This window comes from Vibrio sp. 947, assembly GCF_033339115.1.
Taxonomy (GTDB): domain Bacteria; phylum Pseudomonadota; class Gammaproteobacteria; order Enterobacterales; family Vibrionaceae; genus Vibrio; species Vibrio alginolyticus.
Window position 1 is genome coordinate 180,753 of the sequence record NZ_JAWOTX010000005.1, and the last position, 20,815, is coordinate 201,567.

18 protein-coding genes and 2 tRNA genes are annotated in these 20,815 nt (G+C 44.6%); 18 read left to right on the forward strand and 2 right to left on the reverse strand.

All coding sequences use genetic code 11. From position 1 onward, the window contains the following. Window positions 1–161: 161 nt before the first annotated feature. Window positions 162–1,184: a porin gene (locus tag R7Q39_RS08435; protein ID WP_005380064.1), complete on the reverse strand. Its 1,023-nt coding sequence runs from the start codon at window positions 1,182–1,184 to the stop codon at window positions 162–164. A gap of 545 nt (window positions 1,185–1,729) precedes the next feature. Here R7Q39_RS08435 and greA point away from each other — a divergent pair. Continuing rightward, on the forward strand, window positions 1,730–2,203 hold the full coding sequence (greA, locus tag R7Q39_RS08440; RefSeq protein ID WP_005380065.1) for a transcription elongation factor GreA: 474 nt from the start codon (window positions 1,730–1,732) through the stop codon (window positions 2,201–2,203). An 84-nt stretch (window positions 2,204–2,287) separates the two neighbouring features. Here the strand turns inward: greA and yhbY are convergent, their stop codons facing one another. Next, complete coding sequence (gene yhbY / locus R7Q39_RS08445; protein WP_005380066.1) at window positions 2,288–2,584, reverse strand: ribosome assembly RNA-binding protein YhbY; 297 nt, start codon at window positions 2,582–2,584, stop codon at window positions 2,288–2,290. A 138-nt stretch (window positions 2,585–2,722) separates the two neighbouring features. On the opposite strand from yhbY, the gene rlmE reads away from it, so the two are divergent. The 17 genes from rlmE to R7Q39_RS08530 all read left to right on the forward strand — a co-directional run bounded on the left by rlmE (window position 2,723) and on the right by R7Q39_RS08530 (window position 20,802). Then, window positions 2,723–3,352, forward strand: a complete 630-nt coding sequence (rlmE, locus tag R7Q39_RS08450; RefSeq protein WP_005388985.1) for a 23S rRNA (uridine(2552)-2'-O)-methyltransferase RlmE — start codon at window positions 2,723–2,725, stop codon at window positions 3,350–3,352. 108 nt (window positions 3,353–3,460) lie between these two features. Beyond that, window positions 3,461–5,434, forward strand: coding sequence for an ATP-dependent zinc metalloprotease FtsH (ftsH, locus tag R7Q39_RS08455; RefSeq protein WP_017635895.1), 1,974 nt, complete (start codon window positions 3,461–3,463; stop codon window positions 5,432–5,434). A gap of 52 nt (window positions 5,435–5,486) precedes the next feature. Beyond that, entirely contained in the window at window positions 5,487–6,317 is an 831-nt protein-coding gene (folP, locus tag R7Q39_RS08460) for a dihydropteroate synthase (protein WP_017820419.1), read from the forward strand. 19 nt (window positions 6,318–6,336) lie between these two features. Further along, window positions 6,337–7,677: a phosphoglucosamine mutase gene (gene glmM, locus R7Q39_RS08465; protein WP_005388992.1), complete on the forward strand. Its 1,341-nt coding sequence runs from the start codon at window positions 6,337–6,339 to the stop codon at window positions 7,675–7,677. Window positions 7,678–7,897: 220 nt separating this feature from the next. Continuing rightward, the gene (gene secG / locus R7Q39_RS08470; protein ID WP_005380080.1) at window positions 7,898–8,236 is read left to right on the forward strand and encodes a preprotein translocase subunit SecG; all 339 of its coding nucleotides are present in this window, start codon (window positions 7,898–7,900) and stop codon (window positions 8,234–8,236) included. A gap of 16 nt (window positions 8,237–8,252) precedes the next feature. After that, window positions 8,253–8,336 (forward strand) — tRNA-Leu (locus tag R7Q39_RS08475). A gap of 56 nt (window positions 8,337–8,392) precedes the next feature. Next, a tRNA-Met gene (locus R7Q39_RS08480) sits at window positions 8,393–8,469 on the forward strand. Window positions 8,470–8,694: 225 nt separating this feature from the next. Next, window positions 8,695–9,150 (forward strand): ribosome maturation factor RimP, encoded by a 456-nt coding sequence (rimP, locus tag R7Q39_RS08485; RefSeq protein ID WP_005386424.1) that lies wholly within the window; start codon window positions 8,695–8,697, stop codon window positions 9,148–9,150. Window positions 9,151–9,186: 36 nt separating this feature from the next. After that, window positions 9,187–10,674 (forward strand): transcription termination factor NusA, encoded by a 1,488-nt coding sequence (gene nusA / locus R7Q39_RS08490; protein WP_053306752.1) that lies wholly within the window; start codon window positions 9,187–9,189, stop codon window positions 10,672–10,674. Window positions 10,675–10,696: 22 nt separating this feature from the next. Then, entirely contained in the window at window positions 10,697–13,408 is a 2,712-nt protein-coding gene (gene infB, locus R7Q39_RS08495; protein WP_005380086.1) for a translation initiation factor IF-2, read from the forward strand. 114 nt (window positions 13,409–13,522) lie between these two features. Beyond that, on the forward strand, window positions 13,523–13,918 hold the full coding sequence (gene rbfA, locus R7Q39_RS08500) for a 30S ribosome-binding factor RbfA (protein ID WP_005380087.1): 396 nt from the start codon (window positions 13,523–13,525) through the stop codon (window positions 13,916–13,918). Continuing rightward, a complete protein-coding gene (gene truB, locus R7Q39_RS08505) occupies window positions 13,918–14,871 on the forward strand; it encodes a tRNA pseudouridine(55) synthase TruB (protein ID WP_005380088.1) in 954 nt (317 codons plus the stop codon). Before rbfA ends, truB begins: the two co-directional genes overlap by 1 nt. Window positions 14,872–15,012: 141 nt before the next feature. Further along, window positions 15,013–15,282 (forward strand): 30S ribosomal protein S15, encoded by a 270-nt coding sequence (gene rpsO / locus R7Q39_RS08510; protein WP_005380094.1) that lies wholly within the window; start codon window positions 15,013–15,015, stop codon window positions 15,280–15,282. A gap of 292 nt (window positions 15,283–15,574) precedes the next feature. Continuing rightward, window positions 15,575–17,710 (forward strand): polyribonucleotide nucleotidyltransferase, encoded by a 2,136-nt coding sequence (pnp, locus tag R7Q39_RS08515; protein WP_170890507.1) that lies wholly within the window; start codon window positions 15,575–15,577, stop codon window positions 17,708–17,710. Window positions 17,711–17,888: 178 nt separating this feature from the next. Beyond that, on the forward strand, window positions 17,889–18,809 hold the full coding sequence (nlpI, locus tag R7Q39_RS08520) for a lipoprotein NlpI (RefSeq protein WP_318072738.1): 921 nt from the start codon (window positions 17,889–17,891) through the stop codon (window positions 18,807–18,809). A 99-nt stretch (window positions 18,810–18,908) separates the two neighbouring features. Beyond that, on the forward strand, window positions 18,909–19,331 hold the full coding sequence (locus tag R7Q39_RS08525; RefSeq protein WP_005394653.1) for a MarR family winged helix-turn-helix transcriptional regulator: 423 nt from the start codon (window positions 18,909–18,911) through the stop codon (window positions 19,329–19,331). A gap of 124 nt (window positions 19,332–19,455) precedes the next feature. Next, window positions 19,456–20,802 (forward strand): MATE family efflux transporter, encoded by a 1,347-nt coding sequence (locus tag R7Q39_RS08530; RefSeq protein WP_170890505.1) that lies wholly within the window; start codon window positions 19,456–19,458, stop codon window positions 20,800–20,802. Window positions 20,803–20,815: the final 13 nt, after the last annotated feature.

Genomic DNA, 20,815 nt, shown 5'->3' on the forward strand with positions numbered 1-20,815 from the left:
GTGATTGAGTATACGCAAGTCCTTTCAATATGCTAGGTAACTAAATAAATGCTTCAAATGTCTTCATGAATGAGACACGAGAGAAAGGCGCGCTGCTTAAAATGAAGTATAAAAAATGCCCGCTTAAAGCGGGCATTCGATATTCTAGTCAAAGACCGGAATTAGAAGTCGTAACGTAGACCTAGAGCTAGCTCGTCTTCAGCATCGATCTTAGTTGCAACTGTTTTGCTAGTGTCAGTTGAACCAAACTTGTCACCTGCATCAATCAGGTTGAAGTTGTAAGAAATGTAACCACGGAAGTTAGGCTTGAAGTAGTAAGAAGCATCAACAGCGAAGTTGTTTGCAGAAGTTTCGTTGTTAGTTTCTGCATTGTTGTATGATGTTGTAAATACTGTTTGGCCTAGAGTGTAAGCACCCGCTAGCTCGTAACCAGTGTAATCAACTGTGTTACTGTTGTTTGAATCTTCCATTTTCTCGCCGTCAGTGAATACACCAGCGAAGTAAAGATCAGACATTGTGTAAGATGCAGCTAGCATGTACTCGTTAGCTTTGTCTTGATCTGCGTAACCAGCACCTAGCTCAAGACCAGTGTCAGCTAGAGCGTAGATTGCAGATAGAGAGTAACCGTCTTGTTTGTTGTCGTAGTACTCACCAGTGTTTTTGTTTTCCATACGATCAGCGAAGCGGTAGCTTGCTTTTACGCTTAGGTTTTCAAACTGGCCTTTGTAAGCCATCATGTTGTCTGTACGGTCTGATACAGCTAGTTTGTCTGCTGCAGAGTTACCGTGGTAAGCCATGATATCTGTGAAGTCAGTGATAACGCCTAGTGCACCTTCAGTTTTACCGTATGCGAACTCACCGTAAGCACCGCCAAGACCAGCGTAAGCAAGACGAGTTTCTAGATCGCTCTTGTCGTCGCCGTCTACAGTACCGTTTTGAGCAGTCTCAAATTCACCTTCCCAGAAACCAACACCGTATAGGTTGTCATTGATTTCTTGTTTACCAAGGAAGTTTAGACGGATGCGAGATTTGTCTTGAGCGTCGCCATCTTTCATAGATAGACGTGCTTCAGCACGGCCGCCCATTTCTAGAGAAGTACCGTCTTGGTTGTAAAGTTCAGCTGCGTTTACGCCAGTTGCCATAGCTGCTGCAGATACAGAAAGAGCAATTAGAGTCTTTTTCATCTTATTTGTCCTAGTTAGCTGTCCATAATCATTGTTGTATGGGGGAGAGGTGATCTCTCACAAGTTGTTGGTCCAAAATTGGCTAATTGAGCGATATAGTTCGCACTTGTAAGCCATTGATCTAACAACTCGCTGGACATGTTTTACTGCTAAAGTTTCCGTATGAGTTAGTAAAATGATATAAATCCCACTGATGAACACTGTTCAATTGTGCGTTGTTTTTATTTAAATTGCTGTTTTTGATTGAAATTATTGGCAATGACATTGGCCTGACATTGATTAGTTTTTATCTTTTTTGAGGTTTTTGGTGTAATGAACAGTGTTGTTTTTCAATAAATTGAGAAGGTGATTCGCCCTAGAACCGCTCTAAAAGTGAGTTATATCATTATGCCGAAAAGGCATAGTCTTGCTGTCTTTCGAATTAAGATGATTTCGTCCGGGAGTTTGTTTACACTAAACGAAATACATCTTTAAGCGCACTACCCAGTCCTATGACAGGGTGGGCTTTTTTTGTCCAAAGACCCATTTGGGCTTGAGGTTATAAAATGGAAAAAGTTCCAATGACACTACGTGGCGAGCAAAAGCTACGTGCAGAACTCGATCGTCTACTTAAACTACGTCCTCAGATCTCAGAGGCAATTGCTGAAGCTCGTGAGCTAGGTGATTTAAAAGAGAATGCTGAATATCACGCCGCTCGTGAAGAGCAGGGCATTTGTGAAGCACAAATCCGTGACATTGAATACAAACTGTCAGTTGCTCAAGTTATTGATGTAACGAAGATGGAGAACACGGGTAAAGTTATTTTTGGTTCAACCGTAACCTTGATTGATATCGACACCGAAGAAGAAAAAACGTACCAAATCGTTGGTGATGACGAAGCCGATATCAAAGCAGGTCGCATTTCAGTGAGCTCACCTATTGCTCGTGGCCTAATTGGTAAGATGGAAGGCGATGAAGTTGCTATTCAAACCCCGGGTGGCGCGAAAGACTTCGAAATTGACCGAGTAGAATATATCTAAGTCGTTTGGAGTAGCATTACTACTCTGATAAAACGCAAAAAGGTCGCCTCAGGCGACCTTTTTTCTTCAGCAACGTAAGTAGAGTTACTTACGAGGGATTTCGATTTTACGCTCTTCAGACTGGCGGTATAGCACAAGCACTTTACCAATAGTCTGAACTTTTTCAGCGCCCGTCTCACGTACGATAGCGTCGATGATTAGCTGTTTTGTTTCACGATCTTCCGAAGCAACTTTTACTTTGATAAGTTCGTGATGGTTAAGAGCGATTTCAATTTCTGCTAGCACGGCTTCTGTAAGTCCATTTGCGCCCATTAGCACAACAGGTTTTAAACTGTGAGCTAGGCCTTTAAGGTGCTGCTTTTGTTTGGTGCTTAGGTTCATTACGCGGCCAATTTTCTTTAAAATAAGGGTTGAAAAAAGCTATTTTAACGCCATCTATTGCTGAAGACTATAATTTATTGAGTAATAGGTAGCGCCTATTAAAACAATAGCTCCAATTTGTGCCTTGTTGGGATTAAAATGAGTAAACAAAAACATTCGGCTAGTTCTGGTCGTTGGTTGAAAGAACACTTTGATGATAAATACGCGAATGAAGCCCGAAAAAAAGGCTACCGCTCACGTGCTTATTTCAAGATCGATGAGATTCAAACGAAAGATAAATTGTTAAAGCCTGGAATGACAGTCGTCGACTTGGGGGCTGCGCCGGGCGGATGGTCTCAATATGCTGCTAAGATAGTAGGGGACAGTGGTCAGATCATTGCGTGTGACTTGCTTCCTATGGACCCGATTGCTGGCGTTAGCTTTTTACAAGGCGACTTTCGTGATGATGCAGTATTGGAAGCTTTGCTAGAAAGGATCCAACCTTCCATGGTAGACGTAGTAATGTCTGATATGGCGCCTAACATCGCGGGAAACAATTCTGTTGATCAACCTCGCGCTATGTATTTAGTTGAATTAGCTTTAGATATGTGTCGACAAGTTCTAGCGCCTAATGGTAGCTTTGTCGTAAAGGTTTTCCAAGGGGAAGGCTTCGATCAGTATGTGAAAGAAGTCCGAGACATGTTTAAAGCCGTAAAAATTAGAAAACCAGACTCATCGCGAGCTCGCTCTCGAGAGGTCTTCGTCGTAGCCACTGGTTACAAAGGTTAACCATTTTGCTCTCTTGAGAGCGTGTTAACACTATAGCTACAGTTAATGAACTGTAGTACCCTACCTTTAATTACAATTAGTTATCGAGAGGCTTACACCTTGAGTGACATGGCAAAAAATTTAATTCTGTGGCTTGTTATCGCCGTCGTATTGATGTCGGTATTCCAGAGCTTTGGCCCTGGAGAAAGCAATGGCAGAACCGTGGATTACACCACGTTTGTACAGGAAGTTGGCCAAGGCCAGATTCAAGAAGCAACTTTTAAAGACGGTGAAATTAGCTTTGTTCGTCGTGGCGGCGGTGCCAAAATGGTCACTTACATGCCAGTGTATGACCAAAAGCTTCTAGATGACCTAATTAACCAAAACGTGAAAGTACAAGGCACGCCTCCAGAAGAGCAAAGCTTGCTTGGTACTATCTTCATCTCTTGGTTCCCAATGATCTTACTAATTGGTGTATGGATTTTCTTCATGCGTCAAATGCAAGGCGGCGGTGGTAAAGGCGCCATGTCTTTTGGTAAGAGCAAAGCTCGAATGATGAGCGAAGAACAAATCAAGACAACTTTTGCTGACGTTGCTGGTTGTGACGAAGCAAAAGAAGACGTGAAAGAACTGGTGGACTACCTACGCGATCCAAGCCGTTTCCAAAAACTGGGCGGTAAGATTCCAACGGGTGTTCTAATGGTTGGTCCTCCTGGTACGGGTAAAACGCTTCTAGCGAAAGCCATTGCCGGTGAGGCGAAAGTACCATTCTTTACTATCTCTGGTTCTGATTTCGTAGAGATGTTCGTTGGTGTTGGTGCATCTCGTGTGCGTGACATGTTTGAACAAGCAAAGAAAGCCGCACCTTGTATCATCTTTATCGATGAGATCGATGCGGTAGGTCGTCAACGTGGCGCAGGTGTTGGTGGTGGTCATGATGAACGTGAACAAACACTAAACCAAATGCTCGTTGAGATGGATGGTTTCGAAGGTAACGAAGGTATTATCGTTATCGCTGCGACTAACCGTCCGGATGTGTTGGACCCTGCGTTACTGCGTCCTGGTCGTTTTGACCGTCAAGTGGTAGTTGGTCTTCCAGATGTACGTGGCCGTGAACAGATCCTAAAAGTTCACATGCGTAAGGTACCTCTAGCGGGTGATGTAGAGCCTTCTCTCATCGCACGTGGTACTCCAGGCTTCTCTGGTGCTGACCTAGCAAACTTAGTTAACGAAGCAGCCCTGTTTGCTGCGCGCGGTAACAAGCGCAACGTTTCTATGGTTGAGTTTGAACTGGCGAAAGACAAAATCATGATGGGTGCTGAGCGCCGTTCAATGGTGATGTCTGAGGAAGTGAAAGAGTCAACCGCATACCACGAAGCGGGTCACGCGATTGTTGGTCGCTTGGTTCCTGAACACGATCCAGTGTACAAAGTGTCTATCATTCCACGTGGTCGTGCGTTGGGTGTAACAATGTACCTTCCAGAGCAGGACCGCGTGAGTATGTCTCGCCAACACCTAGAATCAATGATTTCTAGCTTGTACGGTGGTCGTTTAGCAGAAGAACTTATCTACGGTGCTGACAAAGTATCAACCGGTGCTTCTAATGATATCGAGCGCGCAACAGATATTGCTCGTAAGATGGTTACTCAATGGGGTTTCTCTGAAAAGCTTGGCCCTCTGCTGTATGCAGAAGATGAAGGCGAAGTGTTCTTAGGACGTAGTGTAACTCAGACTAAACATGTGTCTGACGATACAGCGAAGTTGATTGATGACGAAGTTCGTCAGATCATTGACCGCAACTACGATCGTGCGAAGAAGATTCTTCAAGAGAACATGGATATCATGCATGCGATGAAAGATGCGCTGATGAAGTATGAAACCATTGATGCTCGCCAGATTGATGACTTAATGGAGCGCAAAGCTGAAATTCGTGAGCCTGCGGGCTGGAGTGATAACTCAGCAAGCAAACCAGAAGACAGCGACAAGCCTCAAGCAAAGCAAGAAGTTAAAGAAGAAGCAACGGAGACTGCGAAAGATGCAGAACAGCCTAGCTCTTCTGAAACAACTTCTAACGAAGCGCCTGAAAAGAAAGACTCTGAATAAAGAGTATCGATAATATTAAACCCCGAGTTATCTCGGGGTTTTTGTGTTTATGATGATGATTACAGCAAATAACAAATCTTTGGACCTTTCGCGTCCACATGTCATGGCCATTCTAAATGTGACACCGGATTCCTTTTCGGATGGCGGTAAATACAACTCAATTGAACTTGCTCTTGCTCAAGTTGATAAAATGATAAAGGCTGGTGTAAGTATTGTTGATGTTGGTGGTGAATCAACAAGACCTGGTGCACCGGATGTGTCTTTGGAAGAAGAGCTTAGGCGTGTTGTCCCAGTAATCAAAGCCATTCGTGAAAAATATGATGTATGGATTTCCGTTGACACCAGTAAAGCAGAAGTGATGCGTCAAGCAATTGATGCTGGGGCTGATTTGATCAATGACATCCGCTCGCTGCAAGAGCCAGGTGCTCTGGAAGTCGCAGCAGAAGCAAACCTTCCAATTTGTCTGATGCATATGAAAGGTCAGCCTAGGACCATGCAAGTTGACCCTCATTATGATGATTTAATGGGGGACGTGTCGGCTTTTCTAGAAGAACGTATCGCGGCGTGTGAAGCAGCAGGGATTGATAAATCTCAACTGATTCTCGATCCTGGGTTTGGCTTTGGCAAAACAATCGAACACAATTATCATATGCTTGCTCATCTTGAAAAGTTTCATGAATTCGGCCTGCCTATTTTGGCTGGCATGTCTCGTAAATCCATGATCTTCAAACTGTTAGACAAGCCAGCGGCAGAGTGTACGAACGCAAGTGTCGTTTGTGCTACGATTGCCGCGATGAAAGGCGCGCAGATCATTCGCGTGCATGACTTTGAAGAGACAATCGAAGCGATGAAAGTTGTTGAGATGACGAAAAACAATATTTAAAAATAATAAAGGAAAGTTTATGTCGAATGAAAGACGTTACTTTGGTACTGACGGTGTGCGCGGTAAAGTAGGACAATACCCAATCACTCCAGACTTCGTACTTAAGCTTGGCTGGGCTGCTGGTCGTGTACTAGCGAAACAAGGCACAAAGAAAGTTATCATAGGTAAAGATACACGTATTTCAGGTTATATGCTTGAATCTGCACTAGAGGCTGGCCTTGCAGCTGCGGGACTTAAAGCAACATTTACTGGTCCCATGCCAACTCCAGCTGTGGCATATTTAACTCAGACTTTCCGTGCCGAGGCTGGTATTGTGATTTCTGCATCACATAACCCATATTACGACAACGGCATTAAATTCTTTTCTTCTGAGGGTACTAAGCTACCTGACGATATCGAATTGGCGATCGAAGCTGAGTTAGATAAAGAAATTGAATGTGTGGAGTCTGCTGAGCTTGGTAAAGCAACCCGCCTAAATGATGCAGCTGGTCGTTACATCGAATTCTGTAAGAGTACTTTCCCATCTGAGTTGAGCCTTGCGAACTTTAAGATCGTAGTAGACTGTGCGCACGGTGCAACGTACCACATCGCTCCAAATGTTTTCAAAGAACTTGGGGCAGAAGTTATCGCTATGGGCGTAGAGCCTAACGGCATCAACATTAATGAAAAAGTGGGCGCAACAGACGTACGAGCTCTTCAACAGCGTGTTGTTGAAGAGCAAGCGCATCTTGGTCTCGCATTTGATGGTGATGGTGACCGCATCATTATGGTCGACCACCTAGGTAACAAAGTTGATGGTGACCAAATTGCTTATATCATCGCTCGTGATGCACTTCGTCGTGGTGAGCTAAAGGGTGGTGTTGTTGGTACACTAATGACTAACTTGGGTATGGAAAATGGTTTAAAGCAGCTAGGCATTCCGTTTGTACGTGCTGCTGTTGGTGACCGTTATGTCATGGAGCAACTGCTAGAAAAAGGTTGGAAAATTGGTGCTGAAAACTCAGGCCATGTGATCTTATTAGATAAAGTCACAACCGGCGATGCGATTGTTGCTGCACTTCAAGTACTTGCTTCTGTAATTGGCAGCGATATGTCTTTATATGAACTATCGCAAGGAATGACATTATATCCTCAGGTTTTAGAAAATGTCCGTTTCTCAGGAGAAAGTAACCCTCTTGAAGCTACAGCTGTATTAAACGCTGTCGCTGAAGTAGAGGCGACACTTGGTGATAAAGGGCGTGTACTGCTGCGTAAGTCTGGCACTGAGCCTTTGATCCGCGTTATGGTGGAAGGCGAAGATGGTGAACTAGTTCAACACTCAGCATTGAAAATCGCTGAGGCTGTTAAAGCAAGTTGTTAATCATTGCGTTAAAGCATGTCTTGAATGAAAAGGGCATCTTTTGCCCTTTTTTTGAGCGCTTAACGCATTGGCATTGATTTTTTACTAATTTTCCCTTGTCAGCGTTACTGGCTTTCGCTAGTATTGCTCCGCCTCCCGTTAGGAGGTCGCTAGCCTTGTTCATTATGATTTGTTCTTTTGAACGGCGCTGGCTCAACAATTCGGAACATAGGTGGAAAAAATGTTTTCAGTTCTACTTGTGATTTACCTGTTGGCAGCGCTTGGTGTGATTGGCCTTGTGTTGATTCAACAAGGTAAAGGCGCAGATATGGGAGCCTCGTTCGGTGCTGGTGCTTCAAACACAGTGTTTGGTGCTGGCGGCTCAGGTAATTTCTTAACCCGAACAACTGCTATTTTAGCAACCGTATTCTTTATCGTTAGCTTGTTACTTGGTCGTATGTCTACGCACCAGACTGAATCACAATGGGTAGACCCAACGTTAGGTCAACCAGTTGTTGAACAAGTTAAGGACGCAGCGAGTGAAGTTCCTGCCCCTGCGGGTGATGAAATTCCTCAATAAGCTGTAAGGTTTTGATGCCGAGATGGTGAAATTGGTAGACACGCTAGCATGAGGTGCTAGTGCCTTAGGTGTGAGGGTTCGAGTCCCTCTCTCGGCACCATGTATTTACAAACTTGTAAATCACTTGTTTGCGAGTATAATGCTCAGCAAGTCGGACGCGGGGTGGAGCAGCTTGGTAGCTCGTCGGGCTCATAACCCGAAGGTCGTCGGTTCAAATCCGGCCCCCGCAACCAATCTCTTTCCTTAAAAGGAAATCGTAGATTGGCGAGTTTGCGTAGTGCTAACCACACTACGAGTTAAGAAAAGCAATTGTTGGCTATTCTTAACGTATCAGGGTCCAGCAGCATAAAACCCCGACTATCGGGGTTTTTTGTTATCTGAGCTTTTTGAAATAGCTCAGATACTGCTTGGTTTTTTGATTGGGCTCTGAGCCCTTTTTTTGTTTCTGGAGTGGTTAAATGACTGGTTTAGAAAGACAACTTACTGAAATGCTTGACGCGCCAGTAGCGGCATCAGGTTATGAGTTAGTTGGATTAGAATTCATTCGTGCAGGCGCGCACTCAACGTTACGTATCTACATTGACCATGAAAATGGTATTAACGTAGACGACTGTGCAGAAGTTAGCCACCAAGTTAGTGCAGTTTTAGACGTTGAAGATCCAATTTCTGTTGCTTACAGCCTAGAAGTGTCTTCTCCAGGTTTAGAAAGACCACTTTTTAAAGCAGCACATTACGAGCAATTTATTGGTCACGAGGTCAGCATCGTATTGAAAATGGCTGTAGCAAACCGTCGTAAGTGGAAAGGTATTATCCACGGTGTTGATGGCGAAACAGTGACAATTACTGTAGACGGTCAGCAAGAAGAGTTTGCTCTAAGTAACATTTCCAAAGCTAACCTGATCCCTAAATTTTAGTTCCCTAAAAAAGTTTAAGCTTAGAGGCTAAATACAATGAGTAAAGAAATTTTAGCGGTAGCAGAAGCGGTATCGAACGAAAAAGCGGTACCTCGTGAGCGTATCTTTGAGGCTCTTGAGATTGCTCTAGCAACTTCTACAAAGAAAAAATACGAAATCGAAATCGACGTACGTGTTGCCATTGACCGTAAAACCGGTGAGTTTGTCACTTACCGCCGTTGGTTAGTTGTTGATGACGTTGAGAACCCTACAAAAGAGATCTCACTAGAAGCAGCGCAATACGAAGATGACTCAATCGGGCTTGGCGACTACGTAGAAGACGAAATCGAATCTGTAACGTTTGACCGTATTACGACTCAAACTGCTAAACAAGTTATCGTTCAAAAAGTTCGTGAAGCTGAGCGCGCACAAATCGTTGAACAGTTCATCGACAATGAAGGTGATCTAATCACTGGTGTCGTGAAAAAAGTAAACCGTGACACAATCGTGCTTGATCTTGGTAATAACGCTGAAGCGGTAATCCTGCGTGATGACCAACTTCCTCGTGAAAACTTCCGTCCAGGCGACCGCGTACGTGGCCTTCTTTACAAAGTCGCGCCTGAAGCACGTGGTTTCCAATTGTTCATCACTCGTTCTAAGCCAGAAATGTTGGCAGAACTGTTCCGTGTTGAAGTGCCTGAAATCGCAGAAGATATTATCGAGCTTAAAGGCGCAGCACGTGATCCTGGTTCTCGCGCTAAGATCGCTGTCAAAACAAATGACAAACGTATCGACCCTGTAGGTGCGTGTGTTGGTATGCGTGGTGCACGTGTACAAGCTGTTTCTGGCGAACTTGGTGGGGAGCGTATCGATATCGTTCTTTGGGATGATAACCCAGCTCAATTCGTTATCAACGCAATGGCGCCAGCTGATGTTGCTTCTATCATCGTTGATGAGGATGCACACTCAATGGACATCGCAGTTGAAGCTGACAACCTAGCGCAAGCTATTGGTCGTAACGGTCAAAACGTGCGTCTAGCATCTCAACTAACCGGTTGGGAACTGAATGTTATGACAGTTGCTGATCTTCAGAAGAAACACGCTGAAGAATCACAAGCATCTATTGAAAACTTCATGAAGTACCTAGATATTGAAGAAGACTTCGCTCAACTTCTTGTTGAAGAAGGTTTCTCAACGCTAGAAGAAATCGCATACGTGCCAGTTAACGAGCTACTAGAAATCGATGGTTTGAATGAAGAACTAATCGAAGAGCTTCGTGGACGTGCAAAAGATGCACTAACGACGATCGCACTAGCACAAGAAGAGTCTTTTGAAGGTCTAGAACCAGCTGAGGACCTACTTGCACTTGAAGGTCTTGAGCGTGAGATGGCATTTAAATTGGCAGCGAAAGGTGTAGCGACACTGGAAGATCTTGCTGACCAAGGTATTGACGATTTAGAAGGTATCGAAGGCCTGACCGAAGAACGTGCAGGTGAGCTAATTATGGCCGCACGTAACATCTGTTGGTTCGGCGAAGAAGCATAATTTTCGGCAAGGAGGAAGCGGCATGACACAATTAACAGTTAAAGCACTGAGTGATGAGATTGGTACGCCAGTCGACCGCTTGATTGAACAACTTGCTGACGCTGGCATTAAAAAGGCGAGCTCTGACAATGTTACTGATGAAGAGAAGCAGAAGCTTCTCTCTCATTTAAAGAAAGAACACGGTGATAAATCAGGTGATTCAGAGCCGACTCGCCTTACGCTTCAGCGTAAAACTCGTAGTACACTTAGTGTGAACGCGGGTGGTGGTAAGAGTAAGAATGTTCAGGTTGAGGTGCGCAAAAAACGTACATACGTGAAGCGCAGCACAATTGAAGATGAAGCGAAACGTGAAGCTGAAGAAGCAGCACAACGTGAAGCAGAAGAAGCAGCAAAACGTGCAGCAGAAGAAGCTGCAAAACGTGAAGCTGAAGAAGCTGCGAAACGTGAAGCTGAAGAAGCTGCAAAACGTGAAGCGGAAGAAAAAGCGAAACGTGAAGCTGAAGAAAAAGCGAAGCGAGACGTAGATACGAATGCACAACGTAATGCTGAAGAAAAAGCAAAGCGTGATGCTGAAGAGAAAATTAAGCAAGAAGCAGCGCGAAAAGAGGCCGACGAGCTTAAACGTCGTCAGGAAGAAGAAGCTAAGCGTAAGGCTGAAGAGGAAAGTCAGCGCAAGCTTGAAGAAGCTCGCGAATTGGCTGAAAAGAATAAAGAGCGTTGGTCTGCTGCAGAAGAGAAAAAGGGTGATATGGAAGATACAGATTACCATGTAACGACTTCACAATACGCACGTGAAGCCGAAGATGAAGCAGATCGCAAAGTAGAAGGCGGTCGTCGTAAGAAGAAAAAAGCAGCTTCGGGTAAAGACGACCAAGCTCGCGGTGGCCGTAACAACCAACGTGGCGGTAGAGGTCGTAAGGGCAAACTTGCTAAGCCGACTTCAATGCAGCACGGGTTTGATAAGTCAGCAACGGTTGCTAAGCAAGACGTTGTAATTGGCGAAACGATCGTTCTATCAGAACTTGCTAACAAGATGTCGGTTAAAGCGACAGAAGTTATCAAAGTAATGATGAAGATGGGCGCTATGGCGACTATCAACCAAGTGATCGACCAAGAAACAGCACAACTTGTTGCTGAAGAAATGGGCCATAAAGTAGTTCTTCGTAAAGAGAACGAACTGGAAGAAGCGGTACTATCTGACCGTGACACTAACGCGGAAGCAGTTCCACGTGCTCCAGTTGTTACTATCATGGGTCACGTTGACCACGGTAAAACGTCAACACTTGACTACATCCGTCGCACACACGTTGCTTCTGGCGAAGCGGGTGGTATTACTCAGCACATTGGTGCGTACCACGTTGAAACAGACAACGGCATGATCACGTTCCTTGATACTCCTGGACACGCAGCGTTTACTGCAATGCGTGCTCGTGGTGCTCAAGCAACAGATATCGTTGTTCTTGTAGTTGCAGCAGACGATGGCGTAATGCCACAAACAGTAGAAGCGATTCAGCACGCGAAAGCGGCAGGCGTTCCTCTAATTGTTGCTGTGAACAAGATCGATAAAGAAGACGCGAACCCAGATAACGTTAAGAACGAGCTTGCTCAATACGACGTTATTCCTGAAGAGTGGGGCGGTGAGAACATGTTCGTTCACATCTCTGCTAAACAGGGTACAAACATCGATGGTCTTCTAGAAGCAATCCTTCTTCAGTCTGAAGTTCTTGAACTTACAGCTGTAGCTGAAGGCATGGCATCTGGTGTTGTTGTTGAATCTCGCCTAGATAAAGGTCGTGGTCCAGTTGCAACAGTACTTGTTCAATCAGGTACACTAAACAAAGGCGACATCGTTCTTTGTGGTCAAGAATACGGCCGTGTTCGTGCAATGCGTGATGAGCTAGGTAAAGAAATTACTTCGGCTGGCCCATCTATCCCTGTAGAGATCCTAGGTCTTTCAGGTGTACCATCTTCAGGTGATGAAGCAACAGTAGTTCGTGACGAGCGTAAAGCGCGTGAAGTAGCTAACTACCGTGCTGGTAAGTTCCGTGAAGTGAAACTTGCTCGTCAGCAGAAATCTAAACTAGAGAACATGTTCTCTAACATGACTGCTGGTGAAGTTGCTGAACTTAACGTTGTACTTAAAGCAGACGTTCAAGGTTCTGTAGAAGCAATCGCAGACTCACTAGTTAAGCTATCTACTGACGAAGTTAAAGTGAACATCGTTGGTTCTGGTGTAGGTGGTATTACGGAAACTGACGTAGTACTAGCGGAAGCTTCAAACGCAATCATCCTTGGCTTTAACGTTCGTGCAGATGCTTCTGCTCGCCGTGCTGTTGAAGCCGCAGCTGTTGACTTACGTTACTACTCAATCATTTACCAATTGATTGATGAAGTGAAACAAGCAATGGGCGGTATGCTTGCTCCAGAATTCAAGCAAGAGATCATTGGTCTTGCTGAAGTTCGTGACGTGTTTAAGTCACCGAAACTGGGCGCTATCGCTGGTTGTATGGTTACAGAAGGTGTGATCAAGCGTAACAACCCAATCCGTGTACTACGTGATAACGTTGTTATTTACGAAGGTGAACTAGAGTCACTACGTCGTTTCAAAGATGACGTTCAAGAAGTTAAGAATGGCTACGAATGTGGTATCGGCGTTAAGAACTACAATGATGTTCGCGTTGGTGACCAAATCGAAGTCTTCGAAATCGTTGAAATTAAACGTACTCTAGACTAATTGACTAAAATTACTAATATTGTCTTTGAAAGATAAGTAGTAATTGGTTGTTGAATACACCATGGGGGGCTGGCTTTGACCAACCCCCCATTCTTTCTATATAAGAGTAAAGATATGTCAAAAGAATTTAGCCGCACGCAGCGCGTTGCACAGCAGCTGCAAAAAGAACTAGCGATGATCCTTCAACGTGAAGTTCGTGACTCTCGCCTTGGCATGGTGACGATCTCAGACGTAGAAGTCTCTCGTGACCTAGCTTACGCAAAAGTATTTGTGACCTTCCTGTGTGTGGGTGAGCAAACACCAGAATCATGTCTAGCAGCGCTACGTGAGCACGAAGTGCACATTCGCATGATGTTAGGTAAGCGTATTCGTCTACGTTTAACGCCAGAAATCCGCTTCCACTATGACAATACGCTTGTTGAAGGTATGCGTATGTCTAACCTAGTGTCTGAAGTCGTTAGTTCAGACAAACAAAAGCAAAAAGATTCTGGTCGTGAGGACGAAGAATAATGGCTCGTCGTCGTAAAGGTCGTCCAATTAATGGCGTTATACTGTTGGACAAACCAACAGGTATCTCTTCCAATGATGCACTGCAAAAAGTAAAGCGAATCTACTTTGCCGAGAAAGCAGGCCACACTGGAGCCTTGGACCCATTAGCGACAGGCATGCTGCCAATTTGCTTGGGTGAAGCGACAAAATTTTCTCAGTTTCTTCTTGATTCTGATAAACGCTACCGCGTGATCGCAAAGCTGGGTGAACGTACCAATACGTCTGACTCGGATGGTGAAGTTGTAGAGACGCGTCCAGTCGATGTTACGTTAGACAAGCTAGAAGCGTGCATCGATCAGTTCCGTGGTGAATCTGATCAAGTGCCTTCCATGTTCTCTGCGTTGAAGTATCAAGGTAAACCCTTGTATGAATACGCTCGTAAAGGCATCGAAGTTCCGCGTGAATCTCGTAAGATCACGGTATATGAGATTGTTCTTCACCGTTTTGAAGGCGATGAAGTAGAGATGGAAGTGCACTGCTCTAAAGGTACCTATATTCGTACTATCGTTGATGATCTGGGCGAAATGTTAGGTTGTGGTGCGCACGTAACTATGCTTCGTCGTACTGGTGTTGCTAAATACCCTTACGAGAATATGGTAACACTTGAGCAACTAAATGAGTTGCTAGAGCAAGCTCACCGCGAGGAACGAGCGCCTCGAGAACTACTGGACCCACTGCTTTTGCCAATGGATACAGCGGTAGAAGACTTACCAGAAGTCAACTTGGTGCCTGAACTGGCGAATATGGTCCAACATGGGCAGCCCGTTCAAGTATTTGGTGCTCCGACTGAGGGCTCACTTCGCCTTACTATGGGTGAAGAACGCTTGTTTATTGGCGTTGGCGAAATGAACGAAGATGGCAAAATCGCTCCTAAGCGATTGGTCGTGTTCCGAGATGACGTTGCATCCAAGTAAATGATTGAAAATACCGACCTGAGTGTCGGTATTTTTATATTGCACGAGATAGGAAATTTCCCTATAATCCGCGCTTCGCGTAGCGGCTGAATCAGAGATTGGCTGCTACAACTTTAAACCTACTCTTATTAGGAGAGAATTATGTCTCTGAATGCAGAAACTAAAGCAGCAATCGTTGCAGAATACGCACAAGGCGAAGGCGACACTGGTTCACCAGAAGTTCAAGTAGCTCTACTTACAGCTTCTATCAACCACCTACAAGGTCACTTCAAAGCGCACAAAGGCGATCACCACAGCCGTCGTGGTCTTCTACGCATGGTTTCTCGTCGTCGTAAGCTTCTAGATTACCTAAAAGGTAAAAACCTAGCTCGCTACCAAGACCTAATCAAACGTCTAGGCCTACGTCGCTAATCAGCGACTGCATAGCAGTTTGTCTAAAAAGGGGCTTTATGCCCCTTTTTTGTTGCCTAAATTTAGCCAAATTAGACTTATGCCGTTATAATACTGGCGGCTAAACCTTGTAAGAGGTTTTCTCAAAAGCTCATAGCATTACAGTCAACCACGTCGACCAAAAGGTCGCGACTATTCAAAAGGAATTTCCGAGTTTCTTTTTACTAGTCGCGATTCGTAATGCCTTGAGTGTCAATTAACACATCTAAGATTTCTTTAAGCACTAAAGGAAGATTAGAAACAAGGAATAACAATGTTCGAAAAACCAGTTGTTAAAACGTTCCAGTACGGTAACCACACAGTTACTTTAGAAACTGGCGTTATTGCACGTCAAGCTACAGCAGCAGTTATGGTCACAATGGATGATACGTCTGTATTCGTATCTGTTGTAGGTAAAAAAGAAGCCGTTGCAGGTCAAGACTTCTTCCCACTAACGGTTAACTACCAAGAGCGTACTTACGCTGCGGGTAAAATCCCAGGCGGCTTCTTCAAACGTGAAGGTCGTCCTTCTGAAGGCGAAACGCTAACAGCTCGTCTAATCGACCGTCCAATCCGTCCGCTATTCCCAGACGCGTTTAAAAACGAAGTTCAGGTTATCGCGACAGTAATGTCTGTAAACCCAGATGTTCAGCCAGATATCGTTACAATGATCGGTACTTCTGCTGCTCTTGCTATCTCTGGCATTCCATTCAACGGCCCTATCGGTGCGGCGCGTGTTGGTCATATCGATGGTCAGCTTGTACTTAACCCTAGCCAAACTGAACTAGAAACTTCTAAGCTTGACCTTGTTGTTGCAGGTACAGAGTCAGCAGTACTGATGGTTGAGTCAGAAGCGGACAACCTAACTGAAGAAGAAATGCTAGCGGCGGTTGTTTATGGTCATGACCAACAACAAGTTGCTATTCAAGCTATCAACGAATTCAAAGCAGAAGTTGCAACTCCTGCTTGGGATTGGGTTGCTCCTGAAGAGAACACAGCGCTTAAAAATAAGATTGCTGATCTAGCAGAAGCTAAACTTGTTGAAGCTTACCAAATTACTGAGAAAATGGCTCGTTACGACCGCATCCATGAGATCGCTGCGGAAGTAAATGAAGTTCTTCTTGCTGAAGATCCTGAAGCAGATACAAAAGAAATCCACACTATCTTCCATGATCTAGAGAAGACAGTAGTACGTAGCCGTATTATTGCAGGTAACCCTCGTATCGATGGCCGTGAAAAAGACATGGTTCGTGCACTAGATGTACGTACTGGTGTTCTTCCTCGTACTCACGGTAGCGCGCTATTCACTCGAGGTGAAACTCAGGCGATCGTTACTGCAACGCTAGGTACTCAGCGTGATGCTCAAATCATCGATGAGCTAACTGGTGAGCGTAAAGATCACTTCCTACTGCACTACAACTTCCCTCCATACTGTGTAGGTGAAACTGGTTTTGTAGGTTCTCCTAAGCGTCGTGAAATCGGCCACGGTAAACTGGCAAAGCGTGGTATTGCTGCAGTAATGCCTTCTGTTGATGAGTTCCCATACACAGTACGTGTTGTATCGGAAATCACTGAATCTAACGGTTCATCTTCAATGGCTTCAGTATGTGGTACTTCTCTTGCGCTTATGGACGCAGGTGTACCAATCAAAGCATCTGTTGCTGGTATCGCAATGGGTCTTGTTAAAGAAGGTGACGATTTCGTTGTTCTTTCTGACATCCTTGGCGATGAAGACCACCTAGGTGACATGGACTTTAAAGTAGCAGGTACTAACACTGGTATCACTGCACTTCAAATGGACATCAAGATCGAAGGCATCACCAAAGAAATCATGCAAATTGCGCTTAACCAAGCTCAAGGCGCACGTAAGCACATCCTATCTGTAATGGATGAAGCAATCTCTGGTGCTCGTGAAGACATCTCTGAATTTGCTCCGCGTATTCACACGATGAAGATCAGCGCTGAGAAGATCAAAGACGTTATCGGTAAAGGTGGTGCAGTTATCCGTGCTCTAACTGAAGAGACTGGTACAACTATCGAAATCGAAGACGACGGTACTATCAAGATTGCGGCAACTGAAGGCACTGCTGCGAAAGAAGCTATCCGCCGTATCGAAGAGATCACTGCTGAAGTTGAAGTGGGCCGTATCTACACAGGTAAAGTTGCACGTCTAGCAGACTTCGGTGCATTCGTAACGGTTCTTCCAGGCAAAGATGGTCTTGTACACATTTCTCAAATCGCAGAAAAACGCGTAGAAAAAGTGTCTGACTACCTAGCTGAAGGTCAAGAAGTTCAAGTTAAAGTTCTTGAAATCGACCGCCAAGGCCGTGTACGTCTAAGCATGAAAGAAGCGGTAGAAAAGCCAGCTGAAGAAGCTGCTGCTGAAGCACCAACTGCTAAAGACGAGTAAGACAAAATGAGACTTTCCGCCTTTTATTAGATTAAGGGCCTGAAAGCATGTTATAAAAGGGGAGCATTTTCGCTCCCCTTTTTTGGTTTGTTTCGATGTATTAACCTCAAACGAGGTTATCGCCTATATTGCATTAAGAGAAACAAATCTTGAGCGGTCCAAACAGGAGTATCAATTAGTGAAATGGTTTCAAACCGCAATTTTATGTGTTGCTATCGCGCTGACCGGTTGTGCAAATACTTCTCAACAATCAGCACAAAAGTGGTTATATCCACCGATGGCGGTGCCACTTCAGCCTAGTGTTCAACAAGAAGTACAAATCGCGCGTCTCTCGCAGTTGCTACAACGTCCCGACCTTAGTGATGAAGTGCGCGCTAAAATGCATTATGAGCGCGGTAGCTACTACGACAGCGTTGGTTTGCGTGATCTTGCCCGTTTGGACTTTAACCAGTCTTTGCAGTTGAATCCTGCTCAGCCGGACATCTTCAATCTTTTGGGAGTATACTTTACCCAAGTAGGAGAGTTTGATGCGGCATATGAAGCGTTTGACTCGACCATAGAGTTGGCTCCTGATAATACCTATGCTGAGCGCAACCGTGCGATTGCACTGTATTATGGTGGCCGAATCGATCTCGCTTTAGAAGATATGACCAAGCATTATCAAGAAATGCCAACGGATCCTTTTCGTTCATTATGGCTGTACATCATCGAAGCTGAGCAAAATCCAGATCAAGCAAAAGCCAATCTTCAACAGCGTTATTTACGAGATCGTAGTGAAGAGTGGGGATGGGTTCTTGTTGCCATCATGCTACGAGACGTCTCGGACGAAGACGCGCTTAAAGCAATTATGGATGGAACGAGAGAGAACTATCGCCTAGCTGAACGATTGACGGAAACGTATTTCTACCTTGGAAAGCGTAATCAGCTTGAAGGTGATATCGCAAGTGCCATCTCACTTTATAAGCTCGCGATTTCGTTCAACGTTTACGATTATGTTGAGCATCGCTATTCTTTCTTGGAGTTGGCGCAAATTTACGATCAATTACAGCAAGATAGATTGGCCAAGTTAAAGGCTGCCAAGAAGCTGGAAATTGAATGATTTAGAGCCGCTCGATGAGAGCGGCTTTTTTTATGATTGAACTTGATGAGTGACTCATTTAAAATAGTTAGTCTTGCTAACTAAGTGGTGGTGGCTTTTATGGCATTAGAAGAAAGCTTGATTGATTTAGAGCGTTTTTGCGCCAAAGCTTGGCGTGTCTATGCCAAAGAAGATCCATTATCACATCTAAGCTTTAATGAGTTCGATTATTTGCGTGTGATTCAGGTTTACCCTGAGGGTGTGCGAATAACCGATCTTGCAGAAGAGCTGCAAGTGACTAAGCCTTCCGCATCGACAATGGTTGTGCGTTTGGAAAAAAAGGGTTTGGTGAAACGCATCGCATGTAATGAGGATGCTCGCGCTAAGCGTGTGTTGCTTACAGAAGAAGTCGCAGAAAAAATGTCTTTGGAGCAGGTAGTGTACAAAGATATCTCTGAACAAATGATGCAACAATTAAATCAGCAAGAAGCTGAGCAGTTACAAGCTTTACTGAATAAAGCATTGAGCAATAAGTCATTTTAAACTAAACCAAAGGTCTCAGCTGTATGGTTTAGTTTTTGTTGTTTCATCTTTCTTTTATTTAATTTAACCATTTAGTTAGTCTTGCTAATTAAATGGTTAGCTTTGCTAACTACTGGTGGCAGTCATGCAAAACTCAATTTATAGACAGTTTTGGAAATATACGATTCCAACCGTCGCAGCAATGCTCGTGAACGGTTTGTATCAAATAGTTGATGGCATTTTTATTGGCCGTTATGTTGGCGCTGACGGATTAGCTGGGATCAATGTTGCGTGGCCTATTATCGGTTCGATCCTCGGTATAGGAATGATGATTGGGGTGGGGACTGGTGCACTGACTTCGATCAAGCAAGGAGAGAATGATCATGAAGGCGCTAAGCGAATCCTAACGACCGGATTGACGTTGTTAGCGGCATTGATGCCGATCGTTGCTACAATATTGTTCTTGTTTTCGGATGAATTTATTCGCTGGCAAGGAGCGGAAGGGCGAGTGTTTGAACTTGCGCTGCAATATTTGCATATTCTGATTGTCGCGTGCGTATTCACGTTGGGTTCTATCGCGGTTCCGTTTCTGTTACGCAATGACGACAGCCCGAACTTAGCAACGATTTTGATGGTCATCGGTGCCGTTATTAACATTGTATTAGACTACGTATTTATTGCTTGGTTGGAGTGGGAGTTAACCGGAGCCGCTATTGCCACTGCACTTGCACAATTAGTGGTCACTGTGCTCGGTATTGGTTACTTCTTTACTTCAAAAGCAACATTACGCCTTAGTATCCGCGACTTCAAAGTTCAGGTTGATGCTGCACCAAAGATTATCATGATAGGTACATCAAGTTTCTTTATGTACGCCTACGGCTCTGTGATGGTGGCACTGCACAACGCGTTATTTTCTCAATACGGAAGTGCAATGTTGATCGGAGCGTACGCCATTTTGGGGTACATCGTGACGGTTTACTATCTGATAGCAGAAGGAATTGCGAATGGTATGCAGCCTTTAGTGAGCTTCAACCACGGTGCGCGTAATCAGGAGAACATTAGAAAGTTATTAAAGGTCGCGATGGGGACATCTGTGCTTGGCGGGGTGGCGTTCGTTGTTTTGATGAACCTTTTCCCGTACGAACTGGTTGCGGTGTTTAATAATGCAGACCAACAGTTGATTGATAGCACCGTAATCGGGATTCGTTTACACATGTTTGCGTTGTTCTTAGATGGTTTTTTAGTTGTGGCGGCCGCGTACTATCAATCAGTAAACAAAGGCAGCAAAGCTATGTTTGTAACACTAGGCAACATGCTGGTCCAGTTGCCATTCTTATTCATTATGCCGAAACTTTTCGGCGTGACAGGTATTTGGTTAGCTTTCCCATTGTCTAACATTGCATTGAGTTTGGTCGTGATCAGTATGTTGTGGCGAGATGTGAAAAAGCTGCTTAATGAGAGTTCTGTCGAACCAAGGGTGCAAGCCTGCTAACAAAAGCTAACAG